This is a genomic window from Bacillus sp. CH_70 (assembly GCF_038007045.1).
Taxonomy (GTDB): Bacteria; Bacillota; Bacilli; order Bacillales; family Bacillaceae_G; genus Bacillus_A; species Bacillus_A cereus.
In genome coordinates, this window is the sequence record NZ_JBBOWL010000001.1 from 2,188,414 (window position 1) to 2,203,076 (window position 14,663).

Here is a 14,663-nt window from a genome sequence, read left to right on the forward strand (position 1 = left end):
CTATACAAAAAGTTGAACATAAGATTAGGCTGTACCCACTTGGTTTTGATCTGCAAGGTCAGAATCAAATGTATTGGTCGCGCTAACACCGCTAAAAGTATTCACAACAAAACCAACGTTTGATGCGCCAGAGCCATTATAAGCTTTCGTATTTTCTTTTGGAGAAACGTTGTAGAAATCACCTAAGTTAAATGAACCATTACTATTTTGTACAACTAAATTCCCTACAACTGATGGCATAATTTTCACCTGCTTTATAATAAGTTGTTAACATTACTATATGGAGCTATAGTCCAGATGGTTCATATAATAAAAATTGTGGAATAGTAAAACGTTTGGAGCATGGATTTCAATAAAAGTGTGTTAAAATTAATATAATAAAGTTGAGTAATTTTTTTAAAAAATTTGTATAATTGATATATACGAAAATAAAGGAGGCAAAATGTAATGAAAGATATTATGAAAAAAGTTGATTTAACAGATGCCAAATCAAGTAATCTTGTTGCACTAATTTATAGTAATGAAGTTATATTAGTTGAAGACGCATTTTGTCCAAATGAAATAAAATTAAAGTTTAATGAAATTGCAATTTTATCTGCATTTAAAACAGCTCATATTGCGAAAGTGTCTATTAGGAAAGAACTTGAAGCGCTTTTTCATGATACGGGTGTTATATTAGTGAAACAAAATGTTGATTATGGTAGTAGCCAATCTATTACCATGCATTTTGAGCAATTTAAAAAATTGCAATATGAGATTGAATATTTAAATAAAAGTATGTAATAAGGCAGCTAAATAAAGGTTCTATCATAAAGGTGGAATGTGTTGTGTTGAAAAAGTGGTTTGAAAATTATTTGGGTGAATCGCATTGTAAACATAAATATATTTTTATTAAGATGCAGGATAATGAGGATTTTAAAAAAAGGTACATTAGGTGTAGTTTATATTTACCAGTGTGAGAAATGTGGAAAAGAGAAGTTGAAATGTAAAAACGATAATGAAATAAACAATGAATTTTTAGATATATAGCAAAAAGTAACCATGATGGTTACTTTTTTATTTATGTATGCAATATCAAAACCATTACTAAAGTATGAGTTGAGTTGATACTATAGTAAATGGCTGAATAAAAATGAAGAGAGTAAAATATAGGGAAGGAGGATGAGAGAAATGAAGCGAAAAGAAATTAGTAAATCTGTAATTATTACAGGTGTGACACAAGGGTTAGGACGTGCGATGGTTGATCGATTTCATGAATTAGGGTGGAACATATATGGTTGTGGACGTTCAAAAGATAAAATTGAAGAACTGAAAAAACAGTACAGTAAAATACATGATTTCCAAGTAATTGATGTTTCAGATTCTCAGCAAGTTAACAACTGGGCAAATTATATACTTAATAGACATACGGCTCCCGATATGATAATAAATAATGCATCGATTGTAAATCAAAATGCACAACTTTGGAAAATTACGGCTCAAGAATTCGAAAATGTAATGAATGTAAACGTGAATGGTGTAGTGAATGTAATAAGAGCGTTTGTTCCCGCAATGGTAGCTAGGAAAGAAGGAATTATCATTAATATGAGTTCTAGTTGGGGGAGAGAAGGTGAAGCTGAGCTTGCGCCATATTGTGCCTCGAAATTTGCAATTGAAGGTATCACTAAATCTATGGCACTGGAATTACCTCATGGCATGGCTGTAGTTGCTTTAGATCCTGGAGGGAGTATTAGTACTCCAATGCTGAAGTCATGTGCGCCACAATATATAAATGAATCACCTACACCTGAAACTTGGTCACATAAAGCAACTCAATATATATTGAATATAACAATAGATAAAAATGGAGATTCGTTGACATGCCCAGCATGCATATAAAAAGCACCTTTAAGGTGCTTTTTATATTAGTAGCACATTATATCATTCACAAAATTACATTTGAAAAATAAAATAAAAGATTAAGGGTGGAATTTATTTATTCCGCTATTTGCCAATCAGTAAGACCCTCACCTCAAAATTCAGCGAAAGCAAAGAATTTAGGCGGGGGATGAAGAAAACCCCACTGATTAAAGTTTCACTTTATTTTGAAGGGTTTAGAAAATATTTAAATAGGTGATAAAAATGAATCCAAGCGGTTTAAAAGTTACAGGGGCATGGTTTCAAGTAGGAGGGAACCTTACAGCTGCAATTGGAACGACAAGAGGATTTATTGGAGAAGAGAAAGTTGAATCGGATCTTGTTATTGTAGGAAGCTCATTACAAGCCCTCGGGTATATATTACAAATCATTGCGAGCAATTATGATGATGGGGAAGAAAAAAGAGAAAATCAAAATATAGGCTTAGAGAATCAAAGTAAATTACTTGATCAAATAGGAATTGAGCTATTAGCATTAGGGAATATATCAAATGTAATAGGAACATATTTTAATATAAATGAACAATCGAAAGAAAATGATTATCTTATTATTACAGGGAACAGTTTACAATCGATCGGTGCTTTTTTCGGAGTAGAAGCAGCTTTGATGGATATAAATGTGCTACAGAAAATGATTATATTAGGTAACTCCATGCAAAGTTTAGGTGCTGGATTACAAGCGTATCAAGGTGTTTCAAATGTATTGAAAGATGAGAGAGAAAATGAAGATAGTATTTTTGATAAGAAGGATGAGAGAATAATTGCACTCATTGGTATTTGGATACAAGCGATAGGAACGTTAATTTCTGCAATTGGAGTAACTGCAATAGAGGAAGAAAATAGGATAGAAAACAATGAAAAGGTTGAAATACTTATATAAATAGAAGGAGATACATGAATTTTATAGGTACGTTAAGATTAAAATAGTAGTAGGTTTTTTTGCCTATAGATAGAATATATAAAGTAAGAGATGTTATATATACTTAATGAAAATTTATGTAACAACAACATCATAAGGTTTCTTTACGTATGTTTTGAAAAGGGATATATAAAATACAAAATAAGGAGTTTTCAAGGGATGATGTATTTATTAGCAATTTTTCTTCCACCTGTTGCTGTACTATTTTGTGGAAAACCAATTCAGGCAATAATAAATTTCATATTAACATTAATATTTTGGGTTCCAGGAGTTATACATGCAATTCTTGTAGTGCATGATAAAAAAGCTGATCGGCGTTTGAAAAAACAAATTCAAGCATATGATGAAATTAATAAGAGGAATCGAAGATAATTCATCTGTGAAATGTTTTTAAAAGAAAGGAGGATTAACCTCCTTTTTTTAGTGGGTGTTAAGTTTAAATTTTTGTGTGGCGGAAAGAATTTTTAATATAAGTTTTATGATAATAACTTTTAGATTGTGCATGTAATAGGCCAGTATAAATACTTTCTGGTACATTAAAGAAATCGTACATACCGTTCTTTAATTGGATTCGCAAAATCATAGAAAAAGGATTATAGCCAACAGCAACTATATTTTTTGAAATCACGGGAGATAGCTTCATCATTACGCAACTCCTCACTTTTCATTTTTAATAATTTCTTGTATATGTTGAGGTTGTGATGTTGTGAAATCCTTATAATTTAAGAGGTATTATACTTATATGCAATATATTAAATGTTTGTTATACGTAATTATAAGGAAGTTCACACGAAGTACATATCGTTGTGCTATTTTTATTTCACCTTTGATTTATAAATAAGAAAATATTGACCATTTGAAAAAAAGGTATATTATTTATACGAGGTATTAAAAATTCACTTTTTACATTCTATGCTTAAAGGGGCAGCGTTATTAGGAAAAATAGAAGTGAAAATAGTTTGTATAAGAAGTATTCTAAAATTTATAATCTGTGAATTGGGAAAATATTGAATGCTCCAGGTCAATATACTTTCTTAATCAAATGCATTTTAGAAAGTGACCTCAATATTTTTAAGTAAATCAACGGGAGAATTGAAAGGCAGGAGAAAGTAACATGTCAGAAAATTATCGTTCTCGAGAGGAACGACGACAAGTTAAAAAGAAAAAACAACCAGCTTCTAAAACACAAAAACCAAAAGGTAAAACATCATTCTTTCGCAAGTTTTTAATTACTTGTTTATTACTTGGTATTGTTGGTTTAGTGGCGGGGGTTGCTACCTTTTTCGTAATGATTAAGGATGCACCAAAACTTGAGAAAGCAAAACTTGTTAATCCGTTATCCTCAAAAATTTATGATAAAAACGGGGATTTGGTATATGAATATGGAAAAGAAAAAAGGACGAATGTTACGTATGAGCAAATACCTAAATTAGTAGAAAATGCATTTTTAGCAACAGAAGATTCACGTTTTTATGAGCATAGCGGAGTAGATTTTAAAGGCACTGCGCGTGCTGTTCTAGTAAGTCTTAAGGGAGATTACGGTTCTCAAGGTGGAAGTACGATAACACAGCAAGTTATTAAAAACTACTTCTTATCAATGGACAAAACACCAAAGCGTAAGGCGCAAGAAATATATTTAGCTTATAAGCTAGAACAACAGTATTCAAAACATGAAATATTAGAGATGTACTTAAATAAAATTAACTTAGGAAACCGTTCATATGGGATCGCAACAGCAGCACAAAACTACTATGGTAAAGAATTGAAGGACTTAACATTACCAGAAGTTGCGATGCTGGCAGGTTTACCGAAAGCACCGAATAACTATGATCCAACGAAAAAAGAAAATGTTCAAAAAGCAACAGAAAGAAGAAATGTTGTTCTAAACTTAATGAATCGACATGGATATATAACAAAACAGGAAATGGAAGAAGCATCAAAAGTTGACGTAGAAAAGGGGCTCAAGCCTGCAACTCAACTACAAACAATGTCATACCCTGCATTTATGGATGCAGTTGTGAAAGAAGTAGAAAAAGAATTGCCAGATGCTAATATTGGTTCTGATGGTTTAGAAATTTATACAACGTTAGATCCGAAAGCACAGAAACTTGCTGATAATATTTTAAATAATAATATCATTGATTATCCGAACGATAAATTCCAAGGTGCATTTACATTTATGGATACGAAAACAGGAGAAGTTCGTGCTATAGGTAGTGGACGTGGAGAAAATAAAGCTGTATTTAAAGGGCATAATATGGCAATTGAATTAGATCGTGCAGCTGGTTCAACGATGAAGCCGATTTTCGACTACGCTCCTGCAATTGAATATTTAAAATGGGCTACGTACCATCAAATTGATGACTCTCCATTTAAGTATTCAACGGGACAAGAAGTACGAAATTCAGATAGAAGTCATATGGGCCCTATTACAATGCGTGTAGCATTAGAAAAGTCACGAAATATCCCAGCAATTAAGACTGCGAAAGAAGTTGGAATTAATAAATCAAAAGACTTCTCTGAGAAATTAGGCATTACATTTAATACGGCACCGACTGAATCAACAGCGATTGGTACAAATGAAGTATCACCAACTGAAATAGCGGGCGCTTATGCGGCATTTGGTAATGATGGTAAATATACGAAACCGCATTTTGTTAAGAAAGTCGTTTATCCAGATGGTAAGTCACAAAGTTTTGGACAAAAACCAAAACAAGTTATGACAGACTCTACCGCATATATGATTACAGATATGCTTCGTTCTGTAGTTACATCAGGTACTGGTACATCTGCAAATATAGCATCTTTAGATGTAGCTGGTAAAACGGGTACGACAAACTACTCATCAAAACAATTAGCTCAATATAAAATTCCAGAAAGTGCAACTCGTGATAGTTGGTTTGCTGGATATACACCGCAATATACGATGGCAGTATGGACGGGGTATATGAAAGATGGTAAAGACGAGTATATTAGTAGTAAAAATACGAAAATTGCACAGTTGATCTTTAAAGAAATGATGAGTGAAATGGCTACAGATAAATCACGCTTTAAAATGCCAAGTAGCGTTATTCAAGAAGGTAGTGAGCTACGTATAAAAGGTGAAAAACGTGATTCATCGCCAAATACTAGCGTACCGGATACAACGGAGCAACCAAAACAAGATCAACAGCAAAAAACTGAAGAAGAGAAAAAGCAAGAAGAATTAAAGAAACAAGAAGAACTGAAAAAACAAGAAGAGCAAAAGAAACAAGAGGAACTTAAGAAGCAAGAAGAACAAAAGAAACTAGAAGAGCAAAAGAAACAAGAAGAAGAAAAGAAACAAAATGAACAAAATAACGGAAATGGTCAAGGAACGACACCTCCAGCGAATAACGGAGGAGGCCAAGGAACGACACCTCCAGCAAATAACGGAGGAGGTCAAGGAACGACACCTCCAGCGAATAACGGAAATGGTCAAGGAACGACACCTCCAGCAAATAACGGAGGAGGCCAAGGAACGACACCTCCAGCGAATAATAATGGAGGTCAAGGAACTCCAACCCCACCTGCAACAGTACAACCAAATAATGGTGGAAATGCAGGAGAGGTTCCTGCCAATAATGGACAATAAGAAAAATTTATAGAAAAGTTTTCAAAAGAGCACTTAAGATTTGTAGGAATTTACAATCTTAAGTGCTTTTTTTATTTTGCTACAGAAAATGTAATGTTAAGGGCTGGATAGAAGAAAAAGAATGAATTAACGTAAAGAGAGGAAAGTCTATTTGCAAAAGATGGTATGTGTTGGTTATCCCGCAAAGTGACTAACTGTGATGAATCATATAAAGTATTAAATAAGTAAAAATTATATTCAAATCTTTAATAAATATCTTTCTTTAGTGGTTACTTTAGTTGGGGAAATAATTTAAAAAGTCGAATTTCTTATTTAGGAAATTCGACTTTTTATGTTGAAACTGGAGTGAAGTTAATCTTTATTGCAATGTAGGGGGAATACAGTGATGGCTATTAAATGTTAAACGTGCCATAAAAATTTTGAAAATAAATTGATGGGAAATGATAAAAGACTTGAGCCTGAGGTGGTGGAGCGTAGCTAGGGTGATAAAAGGTAGTGCTACTTGGATGGGCACCATGATGCCAAAATGAAGGGGTAGCTTGACCTGGTGATTGGTATTGTTGCCAAATTGCTGGAAGTTCAATGCCGACATCGGAACTTGCTGTATGAACGGCGGGGGCATGTATTTCGGGTATAGAAGGAACCGCGACAGTTACTCTTGATGATAATACCCACATAAAATAATCACTCCTAAGTTGTGATAATAAATTAGTATATTCTTTTCACACGTATAAAGGTACATATATAGGACTTTCGTTTAAAACATGCGTACAAAGTCTTAAGACTAATGTAAGCTGATGGTGGACTATTTAATATGAAAAGATACGTCTATTTGCGGAGGGAAAAGAGATCAATAAAATGTACAATGAGGGTGTTAATCGTAATATTTTACGAGTGTATGGAGGTATTTTTATGGAACGATTATGGACGAAATCATTTATTCAAATGACTTTCGCAATGTTATTTTTATTTACAGGATTTTATTTACTTGTTCCAACGCTCCCGCTCTTTATTAAAGAGATAGGTGGCAATGAATCGCAAGTTGGACTCATGATGGGAATGTTTACAATAGCTGCTGTTGTAATACGACCGATTATTGGAGGAATGTTAGATCAATATGGTAGAAGATCCTTTATTATTTTCGGACTCATCTTTTTTGGATTAACGATGTATTCCTATAATATAGCATCGACTATTGTCCTTTTAGCTGTTTTACGTGTTATTCACGGAGTAACATGGGCTGTTTCTACAACAGCTGTTGGAACAGCAATAACGGATATTATTCCAGATTCACGCCGCGGTGAAGGTATGGGTTGGTACGGGATGGCGATGACAATTGCAATGGCGATCGGACCTATGATTGGATTATGGGTTGTGCAAAATTATTCATTTCATGGTCTATTTTTATTAGCGACGTTGTTATCTTTTATGGCAGTCGTATTATCACTAATAACGAAGATGCCATTTACGCCACAAAAAGAAAAAGGGAAAATTCAGCTATTTGAGAAATCCGTATTAACAATCACGATTGTAGTATTCTTTTTATCGTTTGCATATGGAGGAATAACAACCTTTTTACCGTTATTTGCATCATCAATTCATGTAAACCCGGGAACTTTCTTTCTTGTATATGCAATTGCATTAACAATTGTAAGACCAATTTCAGGGAAACTATTAGATAAGTATGGAGAAGTATTCATCATAATTCCAGCATTATGTATTACTATTTTAGCTGTAGTTGTTTTAACTATTTCAAATGGTTTGATAGGTGTAATTATCGCAGCAACATTATACGGTATTGGATTTGGTTCAGCGCAGCCAGCTTTGCAAGCGGCAATGCTTACAATTGTCGACCCGAGTAAAAGAGGAGTTGCAAATGCTTCATTTTTTACAGCGTTTGATTTAGGAATCGGGTTAGGTGCTATTTTACTTGGAGTTGTTTCACAAATGTTTGGTTATCGTATTTTATTTTCAGGGAGTGCAATTTCAGCATTGATAGCTTTAATTATTTTCGTCTTCTTTGTAAAACAACGATTAGGAAAAAAAGAGTTTGCGTAAACTGGAGGAATAAAGATGAGAATTTCAATTGATCGTAAAGCTCTGCAATGGTTCCAGGAAGAATTACGTATAAAGAACGGTGAATCTGTACGTTTTACTGTAAGGTATGGAGGGGATAGTTCAATTCAGCCCGGATATTCTTTAGGGGTTGTTGCTGAGAAACCAGATGGGGAAATAGTGTCAGTTGAGAAGGAAGGTATTATATTTTTTGTAGATTCTGATGATCTTTGGTATTTTCAAAACTATGATTTATTTGTAAGTTATCATGAGGAAATGGAAGAAATTCAATTTAATTATGTAAAATAATAACTTTATTAAAAATGAATAAGTTTTATATAAAAATTATATTTAAGAGATAGTGAAATAAATATCATATAGTAACGAGCTGTATTTATGTACAGCTCGTTTTTTTATTTCTCAAATAAAATTAGAATAATTGTATATTTGGCGGTGTTATATGAAAAATCTTTATATCTTGTTTTTGAAAATACGCAAAAAAGTCTATTCTTTCTTTATAAAATATAAGAATTATTTTCAAAAAATTGTATTGTTACAGTAAGAAAAGTGTAGGAAACTTATCATTATAAAATAAATTGAAATCTTCTAAAAACTCTGATACATTGAAATAGAAATGTAGTTTCACAATATTGTAAAGGCTTACAGTTATGTGCACGAAGATCTATTAGGATTGGAGGAAATAATGATGAAAGCTGAAGAAAAATTTTCCCCGGGATTAGATGGTATAGTGGCAGCGGAGACGAAAATCTCGTTTCTTGACACAGTAAAAGGTGAAATTGTAATTCAAGGGTATGACTTAATCGAACTCTCAAAAACAAAAGAGTATTTAGACATTGTGCACCTTTTATTGGAGGAACATCTACCGAATGAAGATGAAAAAGCAACACTTGAAAAGAAATTAAAAGAAGAATATGCAGTACCAGAAGGTGTATTCAACGTACTAAAGGCATTGCCTAAAGAGACGCATCCTATGGATGGATTACGTACAGGTGTGTCAGCGTTAGCTGGTTACGATAATGATATCGAAAACCGCTCGTTAGAAGTGAATAAAAGCCGAGGGTACAAGCTGTTAAGTAAAGTGCCAAACATTGTAGCGAATAGCTATCATATTTTAAATAATGAGGAGCCAATTGAACCTCTTAAAGAATTATCTTATAGTGCGAATTTCTTCTATATGTTAACTGGTAAAAAACCAACTGAACTTGAGGAGAAGATCTTTGATCGTTCCCTTGTTTTATATAGTGAGCATGAAATGCCAAACTCTACATTTACAGCGCGCGTTATTGCATCAACACAATCAGATTTATACGGTGCTTTAACAGGTGCAGTTGCATCTTTAAAAGGAAGTTTACATGGCGGTGCAAATGAAGCGGTTATGTACATGCTTTTAGAAGCTGGTAATGTTGAGAAATTTGAAGAGTTATTACAGAAGAAACTATATAACAAAGAAAAAATTATGGGCTTTGGACACCGTGTTTATATGAAGAAGATGGATCCAAGAGCACTTATGATGAAGGAAGCTTTAAAACAGTTATGTGATGTAAAAGGTGATTATACACTATATGAAATGTGTGAAGCTGGAGAAAAGATTATGGAAAAGGAAAAAGGAATTTATCCAAATCTTGATTATTATGCAGCTCCAGTATATTGGATGCTAGGTATTCCAATTCAACTTTACACACCTATCTTCTTTAGCTCTAGAACAGTGGGATTATGTGCGCACGTTATTGAGCAACATGCAAATAATCGTTTGTTCCGTCCTCGTGTAAATTATATTGGCGAGCGACATGTACTTAGTAAATAAGAACAACTTGGGAGTTGTTAGCGCCGCCCGCCAGATGGGTGTTTGACCGACACCCATCATTAATAATAACGAATTTTCGACAGAAAGGGAAGGATAGCATGATTAAAACAAATGAAATTAAGCAAAAAGATGCATTATTAGAAGAGATTACGGATTATGTATTAAATAAAGAGGTTACTAGTGCAGAAGCATTCAGTACAGCTCGTTACGTATTACTTGATACACTTGGATGTGGAATTTTAGCACTACAATATCCAGAATGTACGAAATTATTAGGACCAGTTGTGCCAGGAACAGTCGTGCCAAATGGTACACGTGTACCAGGTACGTCTTATGTACTAGATCCAGTAAAAGGTGCATTTAATATCGGATGTATGATCCGTTGGTTAGACTATAACGATACTTGGCTTGCAGCAGAGTGGGGACATCCATCTGATAACCTAGGCGGAATTTTAGCGGTCGCAGATTATATTAGCCGTGTTCGCATTTCAGAAGGAAAAGAAGCTTTAAAAGTACGTGAAGTATTAGAAATGATGATTAAAGCACATGAAATTCAAGGCGTGCTGGCTTTAGAAAACAGCTTAAACAGAGTTGGTCTTGACCATGTATTATATGTAAAAGTAGCAACAACTGCAGTAGTTGCGAAAATGCTTGGCGGAACACGTGAAGAAATCTTTAATGCATTATCACATGCGTGGATTGATAATTCTAGTCTTCGTACATATCGTCATGCTCCAAATACGGGCTCACGTAAATCATGGGCTGCAGGTGACGCAACTAGCCGCGGTGTTCATCTTGCAATGACTGCTCTAAAAGGTGAAATGGGTTATCCAACAGCATTATCTGCGCCAGGATGGGGATTCCAAGATGTATTATTCAATAAACAAGAATTAAAATTAGCAAGACCACTAGAGTCATATGTAATGGAAAATGTATTATTTAAAGTGTCATATCCAGCAGAATTCCATGCACAAACAGCTGCAGAATGTGCAGTGAAGTTGCATCCGGAAATTAAAGAGAGATTGGATGAAATTGACCGCATTACAATTACAACTCATGAATCAGCAATTCGTATTATTGATAAAGAAGGTCCATTAAATAACCCAGCTGATCGTGATCATTGCTTACAATACATTACGGCAATTGGTTTATTAAAAGGAGATATCGTTGCAGACGATTATGAAGATGCAGTAGCAAACGATCCACGTGTAGACGAATTACGTAATAAGATGGTTGTTGTTGAAAACAAACAGTACAGTTTAGATTACCTTGACCCGAACAAGCGCTCAATCGCCAACGCTGTTCAAGTTCACTTTAAAGATGGCACAGTAACAGAAAATGTGGAATGTGAATATCCACTTGGTCACCGTTTCCGTAGAGACGAAGCAATTCCAAAAGTTGTTCAAAAATTCACTGCAAATATGGCAGGTCATTATTCTAGTAAGCAACAAGAACAAATTCATGAAGTTTGTTTAAATGAAGAAAAGCTAGAAAATATGAATGTAAATGAATTTGTAGATCTATTCTTAATTTAATAATAGGGGGAATTTAGAATGGCTTGGGTTGTGAAAAAGCAGTCAACACAAGAGGAGCTTGCGAATCGATTCCGAGCTTTAGTAGAAGCAAATGAAATTTTGCAAATTCCAGGTGCTCATGATGCAATGGCGGCTTTAGTTGCAAAAAATACAGGTTTTTCAGCTCTTTATTTATCAGGAGCTGCTTATACTGCAAGTAAAGGCTTACCAGATTTAGGTATCGTGACGTCTACTGAAGTGGCTGAGAGAGCAAGAGATTTAGTAAGAGCTACAGACTTACCTGTTCTTGTTGACATTGATACAGGATTTGGTGGTGTACTAAATGTAGCGAGAACAGCTGTAGAAATGGTGGAAGCGAAAGTAGCAGCTGTCCAAATTGAAGATCAGCAATTACCAAAAAAATGTGGACATTTAAATGGTAAGAAACTTGTTACTACAGAAGAATTGGTTCAAAAAATTAAAGCGATTAAAGAAGTTGCACCGAGCTTATACATTGTAGCACGTACTGATGCTCGCGGCGTTGAAGGATTAGATGAAGCAATTGAAAGAGCAAATGCATATGTAAAAGCAGGTGCAGATGCAATTTTCCCTGAAGCGCTTCAATCAGAGGAAGAATTCCGTCTATTTAATAGTAAGGTAAATGCACCTTTACTTGCGAATATGACTGAATTTGGAAAAACTCCATATTATAGTGCAGAGGAATTTGCAAATATGGGCTTCCAAATGGTTATTTATCCTGTAACTTCACTTCGCGTTGCAGCGAAAGCGTATGAAAATGTGTTTACTTTAATTAAAGAAACAGGTTCTCAAAAAGATGCACTTTCTAATATGCAAACGAGAAGTGAATTATACGAAACAATTTCATATCATGACTTTGAAGAGTTAGATACTGGTATTGCAAAAACAGTATTATCAGAAGATCAATAGATAAAGCAGCGAAGGCGATGAAAATACATCTTTGGCAAAATAAAATGCTTGATGTGAAAAATCATCGCCTTCTATTTTCAAAAAAGATATTCCACTCATCGTAGACGAGCATAAGCAAAAAGCTATGAAAGCCGAATGATAGGGGGATACATATGGAGAAAACGAAGTTACCATGGGATGAATTTTTTTCACTCAATAAAGATATAAATCATACTTACTTTACACCAGAAGATTTTTCAGGTGATGAAGATTTAATCGCAAAAACGACAGAACAATTCGTTAAACAAGAAATTGTTCCACAAATGGAGAATATTGAACAACATAACTATAAAGTTTCTCGTCAATTATTTGAGAAAGCTGGGGAACTTGGATTATTAGGCATTGAGGTACCAGAAGATTATGGCGGGTTCGAGTTAGGAAAGGCTGTCTCAGGTCTTGTAGCAGAGAAAATGGGTTACGCTGGTGCGTTTAGCGTTTCTTTTAATATACACGCTGGTGTCGGTACATTGCCTTACATATATTATGGAACGAAAGAACAGAAAGAAAAATATTTACCGAAAATCGCATCGGGAGAATGGATTGGTGCTTATGCTTTAACTGAGCCAAATGCTGGTTCGGATGCATTAAGTGCAAAAACAAGCGCCGTATTGAATGAAGAGGGAACAGGTTGGAAGTTAAATGGTGAGAAGCAATGGATTACAAATGCTCATATGGCAGATGTATACGTTGTTTTTGCGAAGACAAATAAAGGAATGACAGCGTTTATTGTCGAAAGAACATGTGAAGGTGTATCTATTGGATTAGAAGAAAAGAAAATGGGGATTAAAGGTTCTTCAACAGCGACTCTTATTTTAGAAGATGTTGTCATCCCTGCTGAAAATGTTTTAGGGGAAGTTGGGAAAGGGCATCACGTAGCCCTTAATATTCTTAACTTTGCTAGACTTAAACTTGCTTTTGGGAATATTGGAACAGCAAAACAAGCAATTGGTTTGTCGGTTCAATATGGAAAAGAGCGAAAACAGTTCCAAACGGAATTAGTAGACTTTACGATGATTCAAGAGAAAATTGCAAATATGATCATTGCTACATATGGAGCAGAAAGTGCAGCTTATCGTACAGCAGGTGTAATCGATGAAGCAATTCATGAGAGCGATGAAGATCTTATGAAGAAAATGTCCCAATTTGCAATTGAATGTGCACTTAATAAAGTGAACGCTTCTGAAACACTTGCTTATATCGTAGATGAAGCTGTACAAATTCATGGTGGTTACGGTTATATGCAAGAGTATGAGGTAGAACGATTATATCGTGATGCTAGAATTAGTCGTATTTTTGAAGGAACGAATGAAATTAATAGATTAACAGTTGCCAAAATGTTAATGAAGCAAATCGAACAATTAGAAGTTACTGAAGTAGAAAGTGATGTAGCAAATGTCGAAAGAAACCATCGTTACATTTTATTAGCAAAAAAATTGTTGAAACAATCTTTGAAAACGCTCTCTAAAACTCCAGGTCTAAAAATCGACCAAGAACAAGAATATTCACGTGTAATTTCAAATATGTTGACGGACGTGTACGTCATGGAATCAGCGTTTTTACGTACGAGAAAAGCGGTAAGTAAAAATGGTGAGGAAAAAGAACGTACGAAGCAACTCATAACGGATGTTATTTGTGAAGAAGGATACCGTAAAGTAGAAGAATCAGTGATTTCTGTACTTTCGGCGGCTGTCACAGAAGAACAAGATAGACATGTGATTTTAGCTGAAATCCGTCAATTATTAGTACCTTTATACACGAACGTATTTACGAAGAAGAGAGAAATTGCGAAAGCTATTATAAATCGCGGGAAATATATTGTGTAAATAGGAGGAAA

At 34.4% G+C, this 14,663-nt stretch carries 14 protein-coding genes and 1 pseudogene; 12 read left to right on the top strand and 3 right to left on the bottom strand.

Annotated elements, in window-relative coordinates; genetic code table 11:
- Positions 1-24: 24 nt before the first annotated feature.
- Positions 25-240, bottom strand: coding sequence for a spore germination protein GerPF (gene gerPF / locus N2V79_RS11270; RefSeq protein ID WP_001141569.1), 216 nt, complete (start codon positions 238-240; stop codon positions 25-27).
- Between the two features lie 207 nt (positions 241-447).
- Between gerPF and N2V79_RS11275 the strand changes: the two genes are divergently transcribed.
- The 5 genes and pseudogenes from N2V79_RS11275 to N2V79_RS11295 all read left to right on the top strand — a co-directional run bounded on the left by N2V79_RS11275 (position 448) and on the right by N2V79_RS11295 (position 3,207).
- On the top strand, positions 448-783 hold the full coding sequence (locus N2V79_RS11275; RefSeq protein ID WP_340719856.1) for a hypothetical protein: 336 nt from the start codon (positions 448-450) through the stop codon (positions 781-783).
- Positions 784-827: 44 nt separating this feature from the next.
- Positions 828-1,029, top strand: a pseudogene (locus N2V79_RS11280) (hypothetical protein).
- 141 nt (positions 1,030-1,170) lie between these two features.
- Positions 1,171-1,878 (top strand): SDR family oxidoreductase, encoded by a 708-nt coding sequence (locus N2V79_RS11285; RefSeq protein WP_340719857.1) that lies wholly within the window; start codon positions 1,171-1,173, stop codon positions 1,876-1,878.
- A gap of 243 nt (positions 1,879-2,121) precedes the next feature.
- The gene (locus N2V79_RS11290; RefSeq protein WP_340719858.1) at positions 2,122-2,796 is read left to right on the top strand and encodes a DUF6944 family repetitive protein; all 675 of its coding nucleotides are present in this window, start codon (positions 2,122-2,124) and stop codon (positions 2,794-2,796) included.
- 198 nt (positions 2,797-2,994) lie between these two features.
- A complete protein-coding gene (locus N2V79_RS11295) occupies positions 2,995-3,207 on the top strand; it encodes a YqaE/Pmp3 family membrane protein (RefSeq protein ID WP_000990219.1) in 213 nt (70 codons plus the stop codon).
- A 64-nt stretch (positions 3,208-3,271) separates the two neighbouring features.
- Here the strand turns inward: N2V79_RS11295 and N2V79_RS11300 are convergent, their stop codons facing one another.
- Positions 3,272-3,481 carry a KTSC domain-containing protein gene (locus N2V79_RS11300; RefSeq protein ID WP_000977080.1) on the bottom strand — a complete coding sequence of 70 codons (210 nt, stop codon included), beginning with the start codon at positions 3,479-3,481 and terminating at the stop codon, positions 3,272-3,274.
- Positions 3,482-3,949: 468 nt separating this feature from the next.
- Here N2V79_RS11300 and N2V79_RS11305 point away from each other — a divergent pair, with 468 nt between their 5' ends.
- A complete protein-coding gene (locus N2V79_RS11305) occupies positions 3,950-6,448 on the top strand; it encodes a transglycosylase domain-containing protein (RefSeq protein WP_340719859.1) in 2,499 nt (832 codons plus the stop codon).
- Positions 6,449-6,840: 392 nt separating this feature from the next.
- On the opposite strand, the gene N2V79_RS11310 is transcribed toward N2V79_RS11305, so the two are convergent.
- Complete coding sequence (locus tag N2V79_RS11310) at positions 6,841-7,125, bottom strand: hypothetical protein (protein WP_063547175.1); 285 nt, start codon at positions 7,123-7,125, stop codon at positions 6,841-6,843.
- A 235-nt stretch (positions 7,126-7,360) separates the two neighbouring features.
- Between N2V79_RS11310 and N2V79_RS11315 the strand changes: the two genes are divergently transcribed.
- The 6 genes from N2V79_RS11315 (at position 7,361) to N2V79_RS11340 (ending at position 14,652) form a co-directional block, all read left to right on the top strand.
- Complete coding sequence (locus N2V79_RS11315) at positions 7,361-8,506, top strand: MFS transporter (RefSeq protein WP_098852781.1); 1,146 nt, start codon at positions 7,361-7,363, stop codon at positions 8,504-8,506.
- A gap of 15 nt (positions 8,507-8,521) precedes the next feature.
- Complete coding sequence (locus N2V79_RS11320) at positions 8,522-8,812, top strand: HesB/YadR/YfhF family protein (RefSeq protein ID WP_098852756.1); 291 nt, start codon at positions 8,522-8,524, stop codon at positions 8,810-8,812.
- Between the two features lie 394 nt (positions 8,813-9,206).
- Positions 9,207-10,328 carry a citrate synthase gene (gene mmgD, locus N2V79_RS11325; RefSeq protein WP_001987369.1) on the top strand — a complete coding sequence of 374 codons (1,122 nt, stop codon included), beginning with the start codon at positions 9,207-9,209 and terminating at the stop codon, positions 10,326-10,328.
- A 98-nt stretch (positions 10,329-10,426) separates the two neighbouring features.
- Positions 10,427-11,863, top strand: a complete 1,437-nt coding sequence (prpD, locus tag N2V79_RS11330) for a 2-methylcitrate dehydratase (protein WP_000598139.1) — start codon at positions 10,427-10,429, stop codon at positions 11,861-11,863.
- A gap of 18 nt (positions 11,864-11,881) precedes the next feature.
- Complete coding sequence (gene prpB / locus N2V79_RS11335; protein WP_000312640.1) at positions 11,882-12,790, top strand: methylisocitrate lyase; 909 nt, start codon at positions 11,882-11,884, stop codon at positions 12,788-12,790.
- A 152-nt stretch (positions 12,791-12,942) separates the two neighbouring features.
- Positions 12,943-14,652 carry an acyl-CoA dehydrogenase family protein gene (locus N2V79_RS11340; protein ID WP_069355556.1) on the top strand — a complete coding sequence of 570 codons (1,710 nt, stop codon included), beginning with the start codon at positions 12,943-12,945 and terminating at the stop codon, positions 14,650-14,652.
- Positions 14,653-14,663 lie beyond the last annotated feature (11 nt).

Bases quoted from the DNA above. Each gene is read 5' to 3' on its own strand.
- N2V79_RS11290 (WP_340719858.1), top strand. From the start codon at position 2,122: ATGAATCCAAGCGGTTTAAAAGTTACAGGGGCATGGTTTCAAGTAGGA.
- gerPF (WP_001141569.1), bottom strand. From the start codon at position 240: ATGCCATCAGTTGTAGGGAATTTAGTTGTACAAAATAGTAATGGTTCA.
- N2V79_RS11295 (WP_000990219.1), top strand. From the start codon at position 2,995: ATGATGTATTTATTAGCAATTTTTCTTCCACCTGTTGCTGTACTATTT.
- N2V79_RS11300 (WP_000977080.1), bottom strand. From the start codon at position 3,481: ATGATGAAGCTATCTCCCGTGATTTCAAAAAATATAGTTGCTGTTGGC.
- N2V79_RS11320 (WP_098852756.1), top strand. From the start codon at position 8,522: ATGAGAATTTCAATTGATCGTAAAGCTCTGCAATGGTTCCAGGAAGAA.
- N2V79_RS11310 (WP_063547175.1), bottom strand. From the start codon at position 7,125: ATGTGGGTATTATCATCAAGAGTAACTGTCGCGGTTCCTTCTATACCC.
- N2V79_RS11340 (WP_069355556.1), top strand. From the start codon at position 12,943: ATGGAGAAAACGAAGTTACCATGGGATGAATTTTTTTCACTCAATAAA.
- mmgD (WP_001987369.1), top strand. From the start codon at position 9,207: ATGATGAAAGCTGAAGAAAAATTTTCCCCGGGATTAGATGGTATAGTG.
- N2V79_RS11315 (WP_098852781.1), top strand. From the start codon at position 7,361: ATGGAACGATTATGGACGAAATCATTTATTCAAATGACTTTCGCAATG.
- N2V79_RS11305 (WP_340719859.1), top strand. From the start codon at position 3,950: ATGTCAGAAAATTATCGTTCTCGAGAGGAACGACGACAAGTTAAAAAG.
- prpB (WP_000312640.1), top strand. From the start codon at position 11,882: ATGGCTTGGGTTGTGAAAAAGCAGTCAACACAAGAGGAGCTTGCGAAT.
- N2V79_RS11285 (WP_340719857.1), top strand. From the start codon at position 1,171: ATGAAGCGAAAAGAAATTAGTAAATCTGTAATTATTACAGGTGTGACA.
- prpD (WP_000598139.1), top strand. From the start codon at position 10,427: ATGATTAAAACAAATGAAATTAAGCAAAAAGATGCATTATTAGAAGAG.
- N2V79_RS11275 (WP_340719856.1), top strand. From the start codon at position 448: ATGAAAGATATTATGAAAAAAGTTGATTTAACAGATGCCAAATCAAGT.